Raw genomic sequence first — 17828 nt, forward strand, 5'->3', positions numbered from 1 at the left:
AATCAGGCGCCGGCGGCGATGATGCGGTGCACGGCGTCGGTGTAGCGCTGCAGCTGGTCCAGCGTCACGAACTCATCGGCGGTGTGGGCCTGGGCAATATCGCCCGGGCCAAACACCAGGGTGGTGTAACCGGCGGCGGAGAACAGCGAGGCCTCGGTCCAGAAGTCCACGGCGTTGCCGATCGGCAGCTCAAGCGCGTCGGCCACGTCACGTGCCAGCAGGCGGCGGTTCTCGGCTTCGGCGATGTCGCCGGCCGGCAGGCTGGGGCCACGGAAGGTCTCGGTGAATACCGCCGCTTCCGGCTCGGCGAACCCGGCGAAGGTGGCCAGCAACGCGTCGATGTTCATCGATGGCAGCGGCCGGAAACCGAAGCGCACTTCGGCAGCGGGCGCGATCATGTTGGCCTTGATCCCGCCTTCGACGCGACCGATGTTGAAGCGCAGGCCCGTCAGCCCACCGAAGCGCGCCGAAGCCAGCGATTCCACATGGTCCAGCGCGCGGTTGCCCCAGCGCATCGCCTGGTGCAGCGCGCTGGCAGCCGCATCCTGCTTGCCCGAGGCGTGCCCGGCACGACCGGCGAACTGCATCAGCACCGAGCTGATGCCGCGATGCGCCAGCACCGCTTCGCTCATGGTCGGCTCGGCCACCAGCACCGCTTCATACGGCAGGCCACGGGCCAGGAACGCGGCGATGCAGCGCGGATCGTTGGCTTCTTCATCGCTGGAGAACAGGAAGGCCGCGTCACCGTCGCTGGCATTGGCTGCGGCCACCAGTGCGGCGGCCGCGCCCTTGATGTCACACACGCCCAGACCGACCACGCGGTCGTCCAGGCGGCGCATCACGTGCGGGTCGGCGCTCCAGTGCGGCGAATCGGGCACGGTATCAAGATGTACGTTGAACAGGTACTTCGGCGTCCCGCGCACGGCGTACAGGCTGACCGCACCGTCGCCGTGGTCGATCACCTCAACGTTGAAGCCGGGCAGGTTCGCGCGCAGGTAATCGAAGATGCCACCGGTGGTGATCGCGCGCGGCGGGTTGCGGGTGTCGAAGGACACCAGGACCTGCAGGTGATCGAGCGTCTGTTCAAGCATGAAACAAAGATCCTGTGGAATTCCGCCGGGCATGGCCCGGCGCTACCGTGATGCGTCTGGTGGAGAGCCCCCTTCTTGTTGAAGGGGGCGCGCCAACGGCGCAGGGTTAAGGTGGAATGCGCGGGAGACGCGCGCGCAATTCAATCGCTCAGCGATTGACTTGCGCGTAAAGCGTCGAGCTCATACCGAACAGCTTGATGAAGCCTTCAGCCTCCTCCACGCCCCAGTCGGCCGACTGCGCGTAGGTGGCACCCTTGGTGTTGAGCAGGTGCGGCGACTTCACGGCCACCGCATCGACGCGGCCACCACGGGTTTCCAGCACCACTTCACCGTTGACCTTGGCCTGCGAGGACTTCAGGAAGGCTTCGATGTCGGTCTTCAGCGGGTCGTGGTAGAAGCCTTCGTACACCAGCTCCACCCACTTGCGTGCCACGTCCGGCTTGAAGCGGTTCTGCTGCTTGGTCAGCACCGCATCTTCCAGCGCGCGGTGTGCGGCCAGCAGCGAGACCAGGCCCGGGGCCTCGAACACGATGCGGCCCTTCAGGCCGATCACGGTGTCGCCGGTGTAGACGCCGCGACCCACGCCATACGGGGCGAACAGCTTGTTGAGCTGGGCCAGGATCTGGTCGCCCGGCAGCGCCTTGCCGTTCAGTTCAACCGCTTCGCCTTCAATGAACTTCAGGGTGACGGTCAGCGCTTGTTCCGGCCATTCGCTGCGCGGCGAGCACCAGCCACGCGCACCTTCGCCCGGGGCTTCCCAACGGTCGATCTCGCCACCGGACATGGTCACGCCCAGCAGGTTCTCGTTGATGGTGTAGGCCTGCTGCTTGGCGCGCACGCCGAAGCCGCGCTCTTCCAGGTATTTCTGCTCGTAGGCACGGGTCTGGGTGTGTTCCTTCTGGATCTCGCGGATCGGCGCGATGATCTGGTAGTCACCCAGCGCCTTCACGGCCAGGTCGAAGCGGACCTGGTCATTGCCCATGCCGGTGCAGCCGTGGGCGATGATGTTGGTGCCCAGTTCGGCGGCACGCTTCAGCGCGGCATCCACGATCAGGTAGCGGTCCGACACCAGCAGCGGGTACTGGCCCTGGTAGCCTTCGCCGGCCCACACGAACGGCTTGACGAAGCCTTCCCAGATCGCCGGGCCACCGTTCACAGTGACATGGCTGGTCACGCCCAGCTCGGCGGCACGCTTCTCGATGAAATCGCGCTCTTCATCATCCACGCCGCCGGTGTCGGCGAACACGGTGTGCACGTTGTAGCCACGCTCCTGCAGGTAGGGCACGCAGAAGCTGGTATCCAGGCCGCCGGAGAAGGCGAGAACGACGTCTTTATTGCTCATGGGGAGGGTATGTCCTGGTAGCGCCGGGCCGTGCCCGGCGGAAATGATTGAATCGGAAAAAATCAGCGCCCGGCAACCGCGGCCATGATCGCCTTCTGCACGTGCAGGCGGTTCTCGGCTTCGTTGATGGCGATGCACTGCGGCGAATCCATCACCGCATCGGTGGCCTTCACGTTGCGACGCAGCGGCAGGCAGTGGCTGAACACACCGTTGTTGGTCAGCGCCATCTTGCGTTCGTCGACGATGAAGTGCTTGAACTGGTCGCGGATCGGCTTTTCCGGTTCCCAGTTGCCAAAGAACGGCAGCGCTCCCCAGCTCTTGGCGTAAACCACGTCGGCGCCGGCGTAGGCGCTGTCGACATCATGGCTGATCTTCAGCGAACCACCGCTTTCGGCCACGTTCTGCTCGGCCCAGCCCATGTAGCGCTCGTCGAGGATGTAGTCGGCGGTCGGGCAAAGCAGTGTCACGTCCATGCCCATGCGGGTGGCGATGGTCAGCGCCGAGTTGGCCACGGCGGTGTTGAGCGGCTTGGGGTGGTAGGTCCAGGTCAGCACGTACTTCTTGCCACGCAGGTCCTGGGTGCCGAAGTGCTCCTGCAGCGCCATGATGTGCGCCAGCTCCTGGCACGGGTGGGTGATGGTCTCCATGTTGATGACCGGCACCGGCGAATACCTGGCGAAGCTGTTGAGGACGATGTCCTGGCGGTCGTACGCCCAGTCCTGGAACTTCGGGAACGCACGCACGGCGATGATGTCGCAGTAACGGCCCAGCACCTTGGCCACTTCCGCGATGTGTTCCTCGGTATCGCCGTCCATCACCGTGCCGAGGTTGAACTCGATCGGCCACGCATCCTTGCCCGGCTGCAGCACCACCGCATGGGCGCCGAGCTGGAACGCGCCCAGTTCGAAGCTGGTGCGGGTGCGCATGGACGGGTTGAAGAACACCAGCGCGATCGACTTGCCCTTGAGCTGGTCGCCGAGCTTGTTGCGCTTGAACAGCGCGGCCTGGGTCAGCAATGCGTCGAGATCGCTGCGGCTCCAGTCCTGGGTGTTCAGGAAGTGCTTGGGGGACATCTTCTTTCCTTGCGTGGCGGCGCCGGGTTCGACGCGGTGGAAGGGAAAACAGGAAGCAAAGGTGAAACGAAAAGGTTGCAGTTGCAGCTTTCAGAACGCGGAAACGAAAAAACCCAGCCGGCGGGCTGGGTTTTTTTCGGACGAACAGCAAAAAGCTCCGGTTACCCAGCGAGAATGTGGGGTTCCGGTCGACGCGCACGCGAGGTCATGCCCGACGCCTGTCGGGCTGCGCTGCTGTCGTGCTGGAAGTCGGTGAGCTTCATGGCCGAATATCTTTGCATGCGGCCGTGACCGGCGCAAGGGGCCGGGGTCGCAGAATCAGGGATTGCCGGCGGCGCCCTGCTCAGGACCGACCCAGGGGGTGATCGACACCCGGATCTTGAGCCGGTTGCCCGGGTCTTCCGGCAGCCGCGACCGATACTTGGTGCCCTTGTAGACGTAGTCCACGTCGTAGGCGATGGGCCGGCGGAATTCACGCCCCACCGGCACGATGCGGCAGTCACGGGTCAGCATCGGGCCATTGTTGGCAGGCGCCGGGGCCGGCGTTTCGGGGCCGGCCTCTTCGGAGGGCTCCTCGTCGCTGCGCTTGAATATCGAGCGCACCGAGTCCCAGAAACGGCTGATCCGGCCCTTGTCCTCGACCGGCTCCTCGCCGGTCACGTTGACCGGGGCCAGGGTGCGGGTCGACACCGGCTCGCAATGCTCCTCGGTACGGGTCGCGCGCAGGGTCTGGAATACCGGCTCGACGTTCAGTACCTGGGCGTAGTCGAACTTCACGTTCTCCACGATCACCACCCGGTTGCGGGGCTCGGCCTCCTGCGCCAGCACCACGGCGGGCAGCGCCGACAGGCAGGCCAGGGTCAGCAATGCGGTGGATTTCAGTGGCGACGGGAGCAAGGACACGGCGATAGTGTAGGCAGTGGCGAGCGCAAGGGGCTGAACATTACCCGTCCACGCCGCTCCTGCCCACCCCACCCTGGCTCCCTCCGGCGTCCACCGGTGGCAACCAGCGCCCCCAAAGGGAGCGACACGTTCTAAAATCACAGACTTGTCCCCCAGCCACAGCCCCATGACCCTGCGCCTGCACAACAACCTGACTCGCCAGCTCGAACCGTTCACCCCGCTCGACCCGGCCTGTCCGACCCTGTATGTGTGCGGCCCCACGGTCTACAACTACGTGCACATCGGCAACGCCCGTGGCCCGGTGGTGTTCGGGGTGCTGGCCGACCTGCTGCGGCGGCGTTTCGGCGCACTGCGCTACGCCCGCAACATCACCGACGTGGACGACAAGATCAACACCGCCGCGCGCGAGCAGGGGGTGCCGATCAGCACCATCACCGACAGGTTCGCCGCCGCCTACCGTGAAGACATGGCCGCGCTGGGCGTGGTGCCGCCTGACATCGAACCGGAAGTGACCGCGCACATGCCGCAGATCATCACCATGATCGAGCAGTTGATCGCCAGTGGTCATGCCTATGCCGCCGAAGGCCACGTGCTGTTTGCGGTGGCCAGCTTCGATGGCTACGGCAAGCTCTCCCGCCGCGACCCGGAAGAAATGCTGGCTGGCGCCCGCGTCGATGTCGCCCCCTACAAGCGTGATCCGGGCGATTTCGTGCTGTGGAAGCCATCCAGCGACGACCTGCCCGGCTGGGAATCGCCCTGGGGCCGTGGCCGCCCGGGCTGGCACATCGAATGCTCGGCGATGGCCGCCGCCCACCTGGGCGAGACCATCGACATCCATGCCGGCGGCGTCGACCTGCAGTTCCCGCACCATGAAAACGAGATCGCGCAGAGCGAATGCGCGCATGGCGGCAGGATCTTCGCCCGCTACTGGCTGCACAACGGCATGCTCAACTTCGGCGGCGCCAAGATGAGCAAGTCACTGGGCAACATCGAGCGCGTGCATGACCTGGTTCGCCAGCATCCGCCGGAGGCACTGCGCCTGGCCCTGCTGTCGGCCCACTACCGTCAACCACTGGACTGGTCCGATGCGCTGATCGAACAGTCGGTGCGTACGCTGGACCGCCTGTACGGCACCCTGCGCGAACTGGCCTCGGTCGAGGCCAGCGCGGTGATTCCGGCCACGGTCGAAGCGACCCTCGACGACGACCTCAACACCCCGCAGGCGCTGGCCGAAGTGGCCCGCATCGCGGCCGAGGCGCGTCGTGCCACGGACCCGGCCGAACAGTCGCGCCTGAAGGCCGAGCTGCTCGGTGCCGGCCTGGCGCTGGGCCTTCTGCAGGCCGATCCGGCGCAGTGGTTTGGTACCGCTGCGGGCGCTGACGGCGACGATGCCCGTATCCAGGGCCTGATCGACGAGCGCGCTGCGGCCAAGAAGGCGCGCGACTTCGCCCGTTCCGATGCCATCCGCGACCAGTTGGCCGCCGAAGGCATCGTGCTGGAAGACACCCCGCAGGGCGTGCGCTGGTCGCGCAAGCGCGGCTGACCTGCTGCCCTGCCCCGTGGCCGGCCCGCCGGCCACGCCCCCACTGTAGAGACTGTTGTGACCGACTCCCCGTTCCCGCTTGAACCCACCGCCGCCGAGGCCCAGACCGCCATCGCCGAGGAATTCGGCTTCTTCGGCGACTGGTCCGAGCGCTACCAGTACCTGATCGACCTCGGCCGCAAGCTGCCGGCCTTCCCGGAAGAATGGAAGACCGAAGAGCATCGCCTGCTCGGCTGCCAGTCGATGGTCTGGATCGTGCCGGAAGGCAATGCGCAGTCGCTGCGCTTCCATGCCATCAGTGATTCGGCCATCGTCTCCGGCCTGATCTTCCTGGCGCTGCGCGTGTACTCCGGGCGCTCGGCGCGGGAGATCCTGGACACCGAACCGAGCTATATCCAGGACATCGGCCTGGCCCGCCACCTGTCTCCGACCCGCAGCAATGGTGTGGCTGCGATGCTGGCCTTCATCCGCGAGACCGCGCAGACCCAGCTGCAGCGCGATCCGTCGTGAACGAGCCTGCCACAGCCGAGGACACCGCGCTGGGCCTGCTGTCCCGGCCCGGCTTCGCCAAGCTGCTGGCCTACCGCATCTTCGCGATGCTGTCCTACCAGGTGGTGGCAGTCACCGTCGGCTGGCACATCTACGAAGTCACCCGCAATCCGTTCTCGCTGGGCCTGATCGGCCTGGCCGAGGTGCTGCCGTTCTTTTGCGTGGCGCCATTCGCCGGCTACCTGGTCGACCATCTGCCGCGGCGTCGGTTGGGCATGGCGGCCTGTTCCGGGCTGATCGCCACCGCGCTGGTACTGACCAGGGTGGCCAAGGGCTGGCTGCCGTTTGAAGACGTGTGGCCCATCTATGCAGCCATCGCCCTGACCGGCATGGTCCGCGCCTTCCTGTCACCTATCTACAACGCACTGTTCGCCCGCGTGCTGGCCCGCGATCAGTTCGCGCGCGGCGCAGGCCTCGGCGCGGTGGTGTTCCAGGCCGGCATGGTCGCCGGCCCGGCGCTGGGCGGCGTGCTGGTCGGCTTCGGCGGCAAGGGCCTCTCCTACGCGGTGGCTACGGCCTTTGCGCTGGTGGCGATGGCCTGCCTGGCTACATTGAAGGTGGAAGAACCGGTGCACACCGGTCCGGCCGCGCCGATCTTCAAGAGCATCGCCGAAGGCGCGCGCTTCGTGGTCGGCAACCGGATCATGGTCGGGGCGATGGCGCTGGACATGTTCTCGGTGCTGCTGGGCGGCGTGGTGGCGATGCTGCCGGCCTTCCTGCACGAGATCCTGCACCACGGTCCGGAAGGCCTGGGCATCCTGCGCGCGATGCCGGCGCTCGGCTCGGTGTGCGTGGGCCTGTGGCTGGCCCGCCACCCGCTGCACCGCAATGCCGGCCGCGTGTTGCTGTTCGCGGTGGCCGGTTTCGGCCTGTGCGTGATCGGCTTCGGCCTGTCGCAGCACTTCTGGCTGTCAGCGCTGATCCTGCTGTTCTACGGGGCCTTCGATGGCATCTCGGTGGTGATCCGATCGACCATCCTGCAGTTGGCCACGCCGGAAGAGATGCGCGGCCGGGTGTCGTCGATCAACGGCATCTTCATCAGTTCGTCCAACGAGCTGGGCGCGTTCTATGCAGGCACGATGGCGAAGCTGCTCGGCCTGGTGCCGGCCGTGGTGCTGGGTGGGTTTGCGGTGCTGAGCGTGGCCGGGATCACCGCGTGGAAGAACCCGACGCTGCGGAAACTGAATTTGCGTGATCTGCAGTAGCGTCGGCTCGTCGTTTCCGCGACAGCCGCTTTACGTGCGCCGACGCATTGGTAGCGCCGGGCCATGCCCGGCAGCCCTTTTCCGCGACCGCGGCGGGGTGTCACTTTCTTTTCGCGAAAAGAAAGTAACCAAAGAAACGCTCCGCCATCCGCGAGCCGGCGCTGCGCGCCGGTGCCCTGTGCTCCTCGGTGAATCAGGGGACGGCGCGGAGAGCCAGCCGACTAGCAGTCGGCTCTACAGGATAGAGCGGCCTCTTCGCCCTTGATTCCCCTGCGGTGCTCGGCTCGCTACAAGGCGGACTCAACAGCCGCGAGCGCACGCATGACCGCTCTTGTCGGCCTGAGCCGAGCGTGGGCTCGGCTCTACATCGGCCGCGCACGCAGGAAACCGTCGAGAGCCTGCGGGTGGGTCCGGGCAGGACCGTCCGCGGCATGGATGCCGCGGCCGAGCTTACAGGGATGTACTTGCAGCGTGTCCTGCCCGGACCCACCCGCAGGCTCCCTCTGATACGCGGAAGGCGCCGTTCTACCCAGCCAACCACCCCAACAAAAAACCCGGCCGAGGCCGGGTTTTTCGCATGACCACACAACGAGCAGGAATCAGTCGCCCTGCTGCTTCTGCAGGTGCTCCCAACGCTCCTGGGCGTCGATGGTGCGTTCAGCCGTGAGGCGCGCTTCGAGGCGCTCCAGGCCGATTTCTTCACCGGTGTCGACGCAGTAACCGTAGTCGCCCGCTTCCAGGCGCTTCAGGGTGCTGTCGATCTTGCCGATCAGCTTGCGGTAGCGGTCGCGGGTACGCAGTTCCAGCGAGTTCTCGGTCTCGCGGGTCGCGCGCTCGGCTTCATCGCCGATGTCACGCACTTCCTCACGAAGATTCTCGATGGTCTGCTTGGACTCTTCCACCAGGTCCGCGCGCCAGTTCTGCAGACGCTGACGGAAGTACTCCTGCTGCAGCGGGCTCATGTATTCCTCTTCCGAGGACGGCTTGTAGCCAGCCGGCAGGATCGGGCGGCCGGTGGCCTCGTCGGTCTTGTACTCGACCACCTTGTACTTGCTGCGCGGGGCCGGTGCAGCCGAGCGGGCGGCGACGGCCACGGCAACCTTGCCGACAGGGCGCGACACGGTCTTCGGGGCGGAATCGGATTTCACGGCGGTTTTGGCAGGCGATTTCGAAACGGGCACGGGATTCTTGGATTGCGGGGCCTTCGAAGCGGCAGGAGCGGCGGCCGGGGCCGGCTTGGAAGCCGGCTGGGCTGCTGCCACTGCCACGGTCTTGGCCGGGACAGGCTTGGCCGGAGCCGGCTTGGCAGCAGGCTTCGGTGCGGACTTCACTACTGGGGCCGGGGCCGGTTTCACGGCCGGCGCGGCAACATTCTTGGCACCCTTCTTTACAGCGGCAGGCGTGGCGACCGGCTTGGCCGCAGCGACCTTCTTTGCTACGGGCTTGGCGACCGGCTTGGCTGCAGCCTTCTTCACCACCGCCTTCGGCGCCGGCTTGGCGGCGGCCTTCTTGGCCACCGGCTTGGCGACGGTCTTCTTCACCGGCGCAGCCTTGCTGACGGCCTTTTTCACCGGCGCCTTCTTGCTGGCAGCGGCTGGCTTGGCCTTGGCGGGCGCAGCGGCTTTCTTCGCCACCGGCTTGGTTGCCTTGACCGGCGTTTTCTTTGCGGTGGCCTTCCTGGCCGCCGGTTGCGAGGACGCTGCCTTGGTCGCCGGCTTGCTGGCCGGCTTCTTGGCAACGGGCTTTGCCGCCAACTTCTTCACAACAGGCTTGGCGGTTTTCTTGGCGGCCGTTGCGGCCTTCTTTGCAGTTTTTTTAGCAGCCACGAAACGCTCTTCCTTGGATTCCCCGGGGCCCGGGAAAGCGGGCCTTTATAGCCTACCCGACCCGCAGCAGCAACCTCGGCACCCTGCCCCATTCAGTCCTGGAGCCAAGGCGCCCAATGGGCAGTCCGACGAACACGGACCGCCTTGCGCGGTACGGAACCTGGCCAGCACCCGACGGTGCTGGTACCGGTCGCAGGCCATCGGCGACATGCGACCAACGGCCCATCCTGCACAAATGCGGCCTTCATGCCAACTGGCATAAGATGACTGGGTGATCTCGCGCCTGCTCATCGCCCTGCTGCGCTTCTACAAGCGCTTCATCAGCCCCTTGCTGGGGCCCCGCTGCCGTTTCGTGCCGAGCTGTTCTGAATACGCGATGGACGCGATCTCGCGGCACGGCCCGCTGCGCGGCAGCTGGCTGGCTGCGCGCAGGCTGGGCCGCTGCCACCCGTTCCATCCCGGCGGCTTCGACCCCGTGCCCGAGTCCCCCAACGCCCCCTCTTGCCGTTGCACAGGAAAACATTGACATGTCCTCCACCCTCATCACCAATGCCCGCATGGTCAACGAAGGCCGCACCTTCGACGGCGACCTGCGCATCGAGAACGGCCGCATCGCGCAGATCGGCAATGGGCTGGCGCCGCGCGACGGCGAGCAGGTGGTGGACGCGGCCGGGCGCTGGCTGCTGCCCGGCATGATCGATGACCAGGTGCACTTCCGCGAACCGGGCCTGACCCACAAGGGCGACATCGCCAGCGAATCGGCGGCCGCCGTGGCCGGTGGCCTGACCAGCTTCATGGACATGCCCAACACCAACCCGCCGACGCTGGATTCAACCATCCTGGAAGCCAAGTACGAGCTCGCGCGCGGCCGCGCCTGGGCCAACTACGGCTTCTACCACGGTGCCAGCAATGACAACCTGGACGCGATCCGTGCCCTGGACCCGAAGAAGGCCCCGGGCGTGAAGGTGTTCATGGGTGCTTCGACCGGCAACATGCTGGTCGACAACCCGGAAACGCTGGACGCGATCTTCCGCGAATGCCCGACCCCGATCATCACGCACTGCGAAGACACGCCGATGATCGATGCCAACCTGAAGGCCTTCCAGGAAAAGTACGGTGATGCGCTGACCCCGGACATGCACCCGGACATCCGTTCGCGCGAAGCGTGCATCAAGTCGACCCGCCTGGCGATGTCGCTGGCACGCAAGCACGGCACCCGCCTCCATGTGCTGCACATCTCCACCGCCGATGAGCTGGCGCTGTTCGAGAAGGGCCCGCTGATCCGCGCCGATGGCAGCCGCAAGCAGATCACCGCCGAAACCTGCGTGCACTTCCTGCACTTCGCGCGCCCGGACTACGCGACCAAGGGCAACCTGATCAAGTGCAACCCGGCGATCAAGGAAGTGTCCGACCGCGAGGCAATCACCGCTGCGCTGGCCGATGACGTGCTGGACGTGCTGGCCACCGACCACGCGCCGCACACCTGGGAGGAGAAGCAGAAGCCCTACGCGCAGGCGCCGTCGGGCCTGCCGCTGGTGCAGTACGCGCTGGTGGCCGCGCTGGAGCGGGTGCACGAAGGCAAGCTGACCCGCGAGCAGGTGGTGCAGAAATTCGCACATGCGCCGGCGCAGCTGTTCGACGTGGAAGAACGCGGCTTCCTGCGCGAAGGCTACTTTGCCGACCTGGTGCTGGTGGAGGACGTGCCGTTCACCGTCAAGCGCGAGGACGTGCTGTCCAAGTGCGGCTGGTCGCCGTTTGAAGGCACCACTTTCCGCTCGCGCATCGCCTCCACCTGGGTCAACGGCCAGCTGGTGTGGGACGGCAGCAAGCTGGTGGGCGAACCCGCCGGCCAGCGCATGACCTACGACCGCTGATGCGTTCGGCACTTCTGTTCGGAGCGCTGCTGCTGGCCGCGCCCCTGTTCACCGCACCGTCGGCGCAGGCACAGGACGGCATCGGCAGCCTGATCGACAGCCGCGTGGTGTTCCCGGCCAGTGCGTCACAGGGCGCGCTGGTGATCGGCAAGGTGCCCGCTGGCAGCCGCGTGCAGTACGCCGGCCGCCAGCTGCGGGTGAGCGGCTATGGCAGCGTCGTGTTCGGCATCGGCCGCGACGAGAAGGGTCCGCTGCGCGTGCAGGTGCAACGCCCCGATGGTGGCAGCGAGACCGCAACCATCGCGGTGACGCCGCGCGACTGGCCCACCGAGCGGATCAACGGCGTACCCCCGAAGACGGTCAATCCGCCGCCGGCGATCGCCGAGCGGATCAAGCGCGAACAGGCGCAGGTAACCGCTGCACGTTCGCGCGACGACGACCGTACCGACTTCACCCAGACCTTCATCTGGCCGGTCCAGGGCCGCATCAGCGGCCGCTTCGGCAATGCGAGGGTGTACAACGGCCAGCCCGGTGCCGGTCATTCCGGCATGGACATCGCGGTGCCGACCGGCACGCCGGTAAAGGCACCGGCCGCCGGCATCGTCACCTTCGCCGGCCCCGACCTGTACCTGACCGGTGGCACGTTGCTGCTCGACCACGGTTTCGGGGTCAGCTCCAACTTCCTGCACCTGTCGCGCATCGACGTAAAAGTCGGCGACCGTGTGGAGCAGGGTCAGGTGATCGCTGCCGTCGGCGCCACCGGCCGTGCCACCGGCCCGCACCTGCACTGGGGCATGAACTGGTTCGAGACCCGTATCGACCCGCTGCTGGTGCTGGAGCGCAAATAACGCCCATCGCCCGGTGCAGCGGTGAGCCACTGTTGTAGAGCCGAGCCCACGCTCGGCTGCTGTCGCGCAGAGATGAGCCGAGCATGGGCTCGGCTCTGCAGACAGCATTCAATCAACCGCGCGAGGTAGCGCCGGGCCATGCCCGGCGGAGCGCGGGATCAGCCGCGCGCCGCCCACCACACGCGCAGCAGGGTGCGCACCGGAGTGGCTTCGATCGGCTTGCCTGCGGCCTGCGCGGCCACACGGGCACGTGCCAGGCTGGACCACACGCGGCGCGGGCGCGGGCCGGGCACGCGGGTGCCCCACCCCTTCAACAGATGCTGCGCCCAGCGCTGCGCAGCGGTGCTGGCATCACCGTCCAGCAGGCTGCGCGGCACACCGGCCACGCCGGCATCCTGCAGGCGCTGGGCCAGGGTCTGCAGCTGCACCGCGCGACCGGCACCGGTGCGCGGCTTGTCCGCGAACAAGGTTGCCTCCACTGCGGCTACGGCCTCGGCGTAGTTGGCCAGCGCGCGCTCGGCGCCGGCTGCATCGGGCGCGACGGTGCGTGCTTCAACCAGATCCGGCAGCGCTTCGGCCAACTGCGCCCACGGCGCACGCACCGGCTCCAGCAGCCGGCCCAGCGGATGGCGCGAACGATGCCCGGCCCAACTGCGCAGCTCCTCGCCCCACCACGCCAGCTTGGCGTCGGCCGGCAACGGGTCGCCGCTGGTGTTGAGCATGTCGTCGAACTCCTGCAGCAGCGCAAACCACGCCACGGCCAGCTCGCGTTGCGATTCGGCCACGAACGGGGCGGCCACCGACCATTCCGGCCAACGGCTGCGCCACTTGTCGAGGAAACTGTCCAGCGCGGTACTGCTCACTACACCATTCCTTACGGCTGGGCCGGGGCTGCCGGCCGGGTCGGCCAGAGACTGGCCAGTTGCAGAAGTTCAGCGTTCTCGACCAGCACGTCGGCCTGCCAGGCCAGCGGATCGTCGCTGTGCAGGCGGTAGCCCCACAGCGCCGCCACCGACGGCATGGCCGCGGCCCGCGCGGCGATGATGTCGCGCTCGTCGTCACCCACGTACACGCAGTCTTCGGCAGCAACGCCAATAGCCTGCGCAGCGTGCAGCAGCGGCAGCGGGTGAGGCTTGCGCTCGGCCAGGCTGTCACCGCCGACCAGCACCGCGCAACGCTGCTGCCAACCATGTTGCGGCAGGATCAGGCGCGCCAGGTACTCCGGCTTGTTGGTGACGATGCCCCACACCGTACCGGCCTCATCCAGCGCGGCGAGCATGCCGGCCACGCCGTCGAACAGCACTGCGTGCTGGCCGATCAGCGCTTCGTAGCGCTGCAGGAATTCCGGGATCAGCGCGTCACGTGCGGCGACGTCCAGTTCCGGGAAGGCAGCCGAGACCATCGCCCGCGAGCCCTTCGACACCACCGGGCGCAGTGCAGCCGGATCGATGGGTGCACGACCACGTTCGGCCAGCATCGCGTTGCAGGTAGCGACGAAGTCCGGCGCGCTGTCCAGCAAGGTGCCATCCAGATCGAACAGCACCGCGCGCGGGAAGCGTGCAGAGGTCATGCCGGCTTGACCGCGTAGGCCAGATAGTTGATGTCGGTGCGGCTGCTCAGGCGGGCATGGTTGCGCCACGGCTCGTAAGCCATGCCACTGACATCCACCAGCTGCACATCAGCCTCGCGCAGCCAGCGCGCCAGCTCGGCCGGCTTGATGAATTCCTGGTAGTGGTGCGTGCCCTTGGGCAGCAGTCGCGCCACGTACTCGGCGCCGACGATCGCCACCGCGAACGCGGCGGCGGTGCGGTTGATGGTCGACAGGAACAGGTGGCCGCCCGGCTTCAGCAGGCGATTGCAGGCGTCGATGATCGCGCCCGGGTCGGGCACGTGCTCAAGCATTTCCATGCAGGTGACCACATCGAAACTGCCCGGCTGCTCGGCGGCCAGATCCTCGGCGGCCTGCACGCGGTAGTCGACCTTGGCGCCGCTTTCCAGCGCATGCAGGCGCGCGACCTTCACCAGCTCCGGGGCCAGGTCGATGGCGGTGACATCGGCGCCGGCCTGGGCCAGCGCTTCGCTCAACAGGCCGCCACCGCAACCGATGTCGAGCACACGTGCGCCGCGCAGCGGCACGCGGTCGGCCACGTATTTCAGGCGCACCGGGTTCAGCGCATGCAGCGGCTTCTGCGGGCCGTCAGCGTCCCACCAGCGGTTGGCCAGCGCGGCGAACTTGTCCAGCTCGGCCTGATCGAAATTGGAGGAAGCGTGGGGGGCAGTCATGAGGGGTCCTTGCGGCGCCAGGGATCAGGCGCGGATATGACGGATGCGCTCGCGCCACTGGCGCGCGTTGGCGATGATGCCCGGCAGGTCCATGCCGACCAGCTCGCGCTGCACCAGCTTCGGCTTGCCGGCGATCCAGACGTCGCTGACCTGCTGGCGGCCGGTGGCGTACACCAGTTGCGACAGCACGTTGTGCAGCGGCTGGGTTTCCAGCGCAGACAGGTCGACGCAGACCAGGTCGGCCTGCTTGCCGACTTCGATCGAGCCGATGCGGTCACCGAAGCCCAGCGCGCGTGCGCCACCCAGCGTGGACGCGCGCAGCGTGGTTGCCGCATCCAGTGCAGTGGCGTCGTCGGCCACGGCCTTGGCCAGGATCGCCGCGGTGCGGTTCTCGCTGAACATGTCCAGGTCGTTGTTGCTGGCGCAGCCATCGGTACCGATCGCCAGGTTCACGCCTGCGCGCTGCAGGGCGCAGGCCGGGCAGAAACCGGAGGCCAGCTTCAGGTTGGATTCGGGGCAATGCACCACGCTCACGCCGCGCTCGGCGCACAGGTGGATTTCTGCATCGGTCAGCTGGGTCATGTGCACCGCAATCAGGCGGTCGTTGACCAGGCCGAGCCGATCCAGCCGCGCCAGCGGGCGCTGGCCGTGCAGCCTGATCGAATCGTTGATTTCCTGCGCGGTCTCGTGGGTATGCAGATGCACCTGCATGTCGAGCTGGTCGGACAGCATCCGCACCCGCTCGAAGTTGGCATCGTTGACCGTGTAAGGCGCATGCGGCGCGAACGCGGTGGCGATCAGCGGATCGGTGCGCCACTGGTCGTGCAGTTCACCGGCCTTGGCGAAGTACTCGTCGTCGGTCTTGGCCCAGGCGGTGGGGAAATCGATGATGACCGCGCCCACCAGCGCGCGGAAACCGTGTTTCTTGTAGACCGCGGCCTGCACGTCGCCGAAGAAGTAGTTCTCGTTGGCGCAGGTGGTGCCGCCGCGCAGCATCTCGGCGATGGCCAGGGTGGTGCCGTCGGCAACGAATTCGGGGCCGATCACCGCCGCTTCCACCGGCCAGATGTGCTGCTGCAGCCAGGTCATCAGCGGCAGGTCGTCGGCGACGCCGCGCAGCAGGGTCATCGGGTTGTGCGTGTGGGCGTTGACCAGGCCCGGCATCAGCGCGGCCTCGGGGCGACTGACTACCTGGGCGGCACGGAAGCGCGCGCGCGCCTCGGCACGCGGCAGGATGGCCACGATCTCGCTGCCACGCACGGCGACGGCATGGTCTTCCAGCACCACCGCATGCGGCTCGATCGGAACGACGTAACCGGCTTCGATGAGCAGGTCGCAGGCTTCGGGGAGGTGCGGGCTATCGCTCATGCGGGCTCACTGGCTATTGGAGAAGGGCCTGGCGGGAGGCGGTAGCGCCGGGCCATGCCCGGCGGCTGTCCGCTGCGGCGCCATGGGCGCCAGCAACGGGTTCCGGGTTATGCCCGGAAAGCCGAGCATGGCTCGGCTCTACAGGTAATCCGGCTGCGCCGGATTACTTGACGCGTGCGGAGTACTCGCCCGAACGGGTGTCGACGCGGATCACTTCGTCCTGGTTGACGAACAGCGGCACGCGGACCACGGCGCCGGTTTCCAGGGTGGCCGGCTTGCCGCCGCCGCCCGAGGTGTCGCCACGGACGCCCGGATCGGTCTCGGTGATCTTCAGCTCGACGAAGTTCGGCGGCTGCACGAAGATCGGCTCACCGTTCCACAGGGTGACCACGCAGGACTCTTCGCCCTTCAGCCACTTCTCGGCGCCGCCCATGCCGGCCTTGGTGGCCTGGACCTGCTCGAAGGATTCCGGATCCATGAAGTGCCAGTACTCGCCATCGCTGTACATGAAGTTCATGTCGGTGTCGACGACGTCGGCTGCATCCAGCGAGTCGGTCGACTTCATGGTCACTTCCTGGGTACGGCCGTCCTTGATCAGGCGGTACTTCACGCGGGTGAAGGCCTGGCCCTTGCCCGGCTTGACGTATTCGGTGTCGATGATGACGGCCGGTTGGTTGTTGACCAGGATCTTCATCCCGTTCTTGACGTCGTTCATGCCGTAGCTGGCCATGCGTAAACTCCTGAGTGGCAGAAACGCCGCGGGTGCGGCGAGCCGTTAGAATGGAAAGCCCACCGGATGCCGGTGGGCGACTGTTTTTCTGCCCCCATGATAACCGCAGGCCCCCTCTCCATGCAGCTTTCCGCCTTCCCCCGGCCCCAGTCGCCAGGCGCGCCCGCGCGCTGGCAGCAGCTCTGGCGCCAGGCACTGCGCGACCCACAGGCCCTGCTGGCCCGGCTGCAGCTGGACCCGGCCGCGCTGGGCGTCTCGGAAGCGGCCATGGCCCAGTTCGCGCTGCGCGTACCGGAGGGGTTCGTGGCCCGCATGCGCAAGGGTGATCCGGCCGATCCGCTGCTGCGCCAGGTGCTGCCGATCGACGAGGAAATGCGTCCCGCGCCCGGGTTCAGCTTCGATGCGGTGGGCGATGGCGCCGCCAGGAAGGCCACCGGCGTCATCCAGAAGTACCGTGGCCGCGCCCTGCTGGTCGCCACCGGCAGCTGCGCGATCAACTGCCGCTACTGCTTCCGCCGCCACTTCGACTATGGCGCGGAGAACGCCGCCAAGGGTGGCTGGCAGGAGGCCGCAGCCGCCATCGCCGCCGACCCGGACATCGACGAGGTGATCCTGTCCGGCGGTGACCCCCTGTCGCTGGCCACGCACAAGCTGGTCGAACTGACCGATGCCCTGCGCGCCATCCCGCATATCCACCGCCTGCGCATCCACACCCGGCTGCCGATCGTGCTGCCCGAGCGCGTGGACGATGAGCTGGTCTCCTGGCTGGGCAGTCTGCCCTGGCCGCTGGCGATCGTGGTCCACGCCAACCATGCCAATGAATTCGACGCCAGCGTGGACGCGGCGATGGCCCGCCTGCGCGCTACCGGCGCCCAACTGCTGAACCAGGCGGTGTTGCTGCGCGGGGTCAATGACAGCGTGCAGGCCCTGCAGGACCTGAGCGAGCGCAGCTTCGACGCCGGCGTGCTTCCCTACTACCTGCATCAGTTGGACCGGGTCGAGGGCGTGGCCCACTTCGAAGTGGATGACGCCCAGGCCAAGGCGCTGATTGCCGGCCTGACCGCGCGCCTGTCCGGTTATCTGATCCCGAAACTGGTGCGCGAACTGCCCGGCGACCCGAGCAAGCGTCCGCTGTAGCCCCAAAAAAGGGGACGGAGGGGATTAAGTCGCAAATGCACAAGCGACTTAATCCC

The 17828-nt window shown here is 67.1% G+C and carries 17 protein-coding genes; 7 read left to right on the plus strand and 10 right to left on the minus strand.

Annotated features, from left to right (window positions below; all coding sequences use genetic code 11):
* Positions 1 to 2: 2 nt before the first annotated feature.
* The 4 genes from AC5P7R_RS19300 to AC5P7R_RS19315 all read right to left on the minus strand — a co-directional run bounded on the left by AC5P7R_RS19300 (position 3) and on the right by AC5P7R_RS19315 (position 4388).
* Positions 3 to 1091, minus strand: coding sequence for an acetylornithine deacetylase (locus tag AC5P7R_RS19300; protein ID WP_021204187.1), 1089 nt, complete (start codon positions 1089 to 1091; stop codon positions 3 to 5).
* A gap of 148 nt (positions 1092 to 1239) precedes the next feature.
* Complete coding sequence (locus AC5P7R_RS19305; protein WP_019660501.1) at positions 1240 to 2433, minus strand: argininosuccinate synthase; 1194 nt, start codon at positions 2431 to 2433, stop codon at positions 1240 to 1242.
* Positions 2434 to 2495: 62 nt separating this feature from the next.
* Positions 2496 to 3506, minus strand: coding sequence for an N-acetylornithine carbamoyltransferase (locus tag AC5P7R_RS19310; RefSeq protein ID WP_019660502.1), 1011 nt, complete (start codon positions 3504 to 3506; stop codon positions 2496 to 2498).
* A 318-nt stretch (positions 3507 to 3824) separates the two neighbouring features.
* Positions 3825 to 4388, minus strand: coding sequence for a glycine zipper 2TM domain-containing protein (locus tag AC5P7R_RS19315; RefSeq protein ID WP_026347073.1), 564 nt, complete (start codon positions 4386 to 4388; stop codon positions 3825 to 3827).
* 187 nt (positions 4389 to 4575) lie between these two features.
* On the opposite strand from AC5P7R_RS19315, the gene cysS reads away from it, so the two are divergent.
* Genes cysS through AC5P7R_RS19330 form a run of 3 tightly spaced genes read left to right on the plus strand, consistent with a single transcriptional unit; the run spans position 4576 to position 7706 of the window.
* Entirely contained in the window at positions 4576 to 5952 is a 1377-nt protein-coding gene (cysS, locus tag AC5P7R_RS19320; RefSeq protein WP_021204184.1) for a cysteine--tRNA ligase, read from the plus strand.
* Positions 5953 to 6009: 57 nt separating this feature from the next.
* Positions 6010 to 6462 (plus strand): SufE family protein, encoded by a 453-nt coding sequence (locus AC5P7R_RS19325; protein WP_021204183.1) that lies wholly within the window; start codon positions 6010 to 6012, stop codon positions 6460 to 6462.
* Entirely contained in the window at positions 6459 to 7706 is a 1248-nt protein-coding gene (locus tag AC5P7R_RS19330) for an MFS transporter (RefSeq protein ID WP_495214142.1), read from the plus strand. Before AC5P7R_RS19325 ends, AC5P7R_RS19330 begins: the two co-directional genes overlap by 4 nt.
* 599 nt (positions 7707 to 8305) lie before the next feature.
* Here the strand turns inward: AC5P7R_RS19330 and dksA are convergent.
* On the minus strand, positions 8306 to 9532 hold the full coding sequence (gene dksA / locus AC5P7R_RS19335) for an RNA polymerase-binding protein DksA (RefSeq protein ID WP_227853535.1): 1227 nt from the start codon (positions 9530 to 9532) through the stop codon (positions 8306 to 8308).
* 271 nt (positions 9533 to 9803) lie between these two features.
* Between dksA and yidD the strand changes: the two genes are divergently transcribed.
* Genes yidD through AC5P7R_RS19350 form a run of 3 tightly spaced genes read left to right on the plus strand, consistent with a single transcriptional unit; the run spans position 9804 to position 12254 of the window.
* Positions 9804 to 10058 (plus strand): membrane protein insertion efficiency factor YidD, encoded by a 255-nt coding sequence (gene yidD, locus AC5P7R_RS19340; protein WP_014037867.1) that lies wholly within the window; start codon positions 9804 to 9806, stop codon positions 10056 to 10058.
* A gap of 1 nt (position 10059) precedes the next feature.
* The gene (locus tag AC5P7R_RS19345; protein ID WP_019660508.1) at positions 10060 to 11406 is read left to right on the plus strand and encodes a dihydroorotase; all 1347 of its coding nucleotides are present in this window, start codon (positions 10060 to 10062) and stop codon (positions 11404 to 11406) included.
* Entirely contained in the window at positions 11406 to 12254 is an 849-nt protein-coding gene (locus AC5P7R_RS19350) for a M23 family metallopeptidase (RefSeq protein WP_021204180.1), read from the plus strand. Before AC5P7R_RS19345 ends, AC5P7R_RS19350 begins: the two co-directional genes overlap by 1 nt.
* Positions 12255 to 12412: 158 nt before the next feature.
* Here the strand turns inward: AC5P7R_RS19350 and AC5P7R_RS19355 are convergent, their stop codons facing one another.
* The 5 genes from AC5P7R_RS19355 to efp form a co-directional block, all read right to left on the minus strand.
* The gene (locus tag AC5P7R_RS19355) at positions 12413 to 13117 is read right to left on the minus strand and encodes a squalene/phytoene synthase family protein (protein WP_019660510.1); all 705 of its coding nucleotides are present in this window, start codon (positions 13115 to 13117) and stop codon (positions 12413 to 12415) included.
* A gap of 11 nt (positions 13118 to 13128) precedes the next feature.
* A complete protein-coding gene (locus AC5P7R_RS19360) occupies positions 13129 to 13824 on the minus strand; it encodes a phosphoglycolate phosphatase (RefSeq protein WP_021204179.1) in 696 nt (231 codons plus the stop codon).
* The gene (gene ubiG, locus AC5P7R_RS19365) at positions 13821 to 14537 is read right to left on the minus strand and encodes a bifunctional 2-polyprenyl-6-hydroxyphenol methylase/3-demethylubiquinol 3-O-methyltransferase UbiG (protein ID WP_019660512.1); all 717 of its coding nucleotides are present in this window, start codon (positions 14535 to 14537) and stop codon (positions 13821 to 13823) included. The genes AC5P7R_RS19360 and ubiG overlap by 4 nt, the downstream gene beginning before the upstream one ends.
* Before the next feature lie 24 nt (positions 14538 to 14561).
* A complete protein-coding gene (locus AC5P7R_RS19370; RefSeq protein WP_019660513.1) occupies positions 14562 to 15905 on the minus strand; it encodes a TRZ/ATZ family hydrolase in 1344 nt (447 codons plus the stop codon).
* Between the two features lie 163 nt (positions 15906 to 16068).
* Positions 16069 to 16635: an elongation factor P gene (gene efp / locus AC5P7R_RS19375; protein WP_005410381.1), complete on the minus strand. Its 567-nt coding sequence runs from the start codon at positions 16633 to 16635 to the stop codon at positions 16069 to 16071.
* Positions 16636 to 16731: 96 nt separating this feature from the next.
* Between efp and epmB the strand changes: the two genes are divergently transcribed.
* The gene (gene epmB, locus AC5P7R_RS19380; RefSeq protein ID WP_227853534.1) at positions 16732 to 17772 is read left to right on the plus strand and encodes an EF-P beta-lysylation protein EpmB; all 1041 of its coding nucleotides are present in this window, start codon (positions 16732 to 16734) and stop codon (positions 17770 to 17772) included.
* The last annotated feature ends 56 nt before the right edge of the window (positions 17773 to 17828 follow it).

This window comes from Stenotrophomonas sp. YJH_SMC_27, assembly GCF_059369815.1.

Coding starts and splice junctions, on each gene's coding strand:
- AC5P7R_RS19360 (WP_021204179.1), bottom strand. CDS start 13,824: ATGACCTCTGCACGCTTCCCGCGCGCGGTGCTGTTCGATCTGGATGGC.
- AC5P7R_RS19310 (WP_019660502.1), bottom strand. CDS start 3,506: ATGTCCCCCAAGCACTTCCTGAACACCCAGGACTGGAGCCGCAGCGAT.
- AC5P7R_RS19370 (WP_019660513.1), bottom strand. CDS start 15,905: ATGAGCGATAGCCCGCACCTCCCCGAAGCCTGCGACCTGCTCATCGAA.
- ubiG (WP_019660512.1), bottom strand. CDS start 14,537: ATGACTGCCCCCCACGCTTCCTCCAATTTCGATCAGGCCGAGCTGGAC.
- AC5P7R_RS19305 (WP_019660501.1), bottom strand. CDS start 2,433: ATGAGCAATAAAGACGTCGTTCTCGCCTTCTCCGGCGGCCTGGATACC.
- cysS (WP_021204184.1), top strand. CDS start 4,576: ATGACCCTGCGCCTGCACAACAACCTGACTCGCCAGCTCGAACCGTTC.
- AC5P7R_RS19300 (WP_021204187.1), bottom strand. CDS start 1,091: ATGCTTGAACAGACGCTCGATCACCTGCAGGTCCTGGTGTCCTTCGAC.
- AC5P7R_RS19350 (WP_021204180.1), top strand. CDS start 11,406: ATGCGTTCGGCACTTCTGTTCGGAGCGCTGCTGCTGGCCGCGCCCCTG.
- efp (WP_005410381.1), bottom strand. CDS start 16,635: ATGGCCAGCTACGGCATGAACGACGTCAAGAACGGGATGAAGATCCTG.
- epmB (WP_227853534.1), top strand. CDS start 16,732: ATGATAACCGCAGGCCCCCTCTCCATGCAGCTTTCCGCCTTCCCCCGG.
- AC5P7R_RS19345 (WP_019660508.1), top strand. CDS start 10,060: ATGTCCTCCACCCTCATCACCAATGCCCGCATGGTCAACGAAGGCCGC.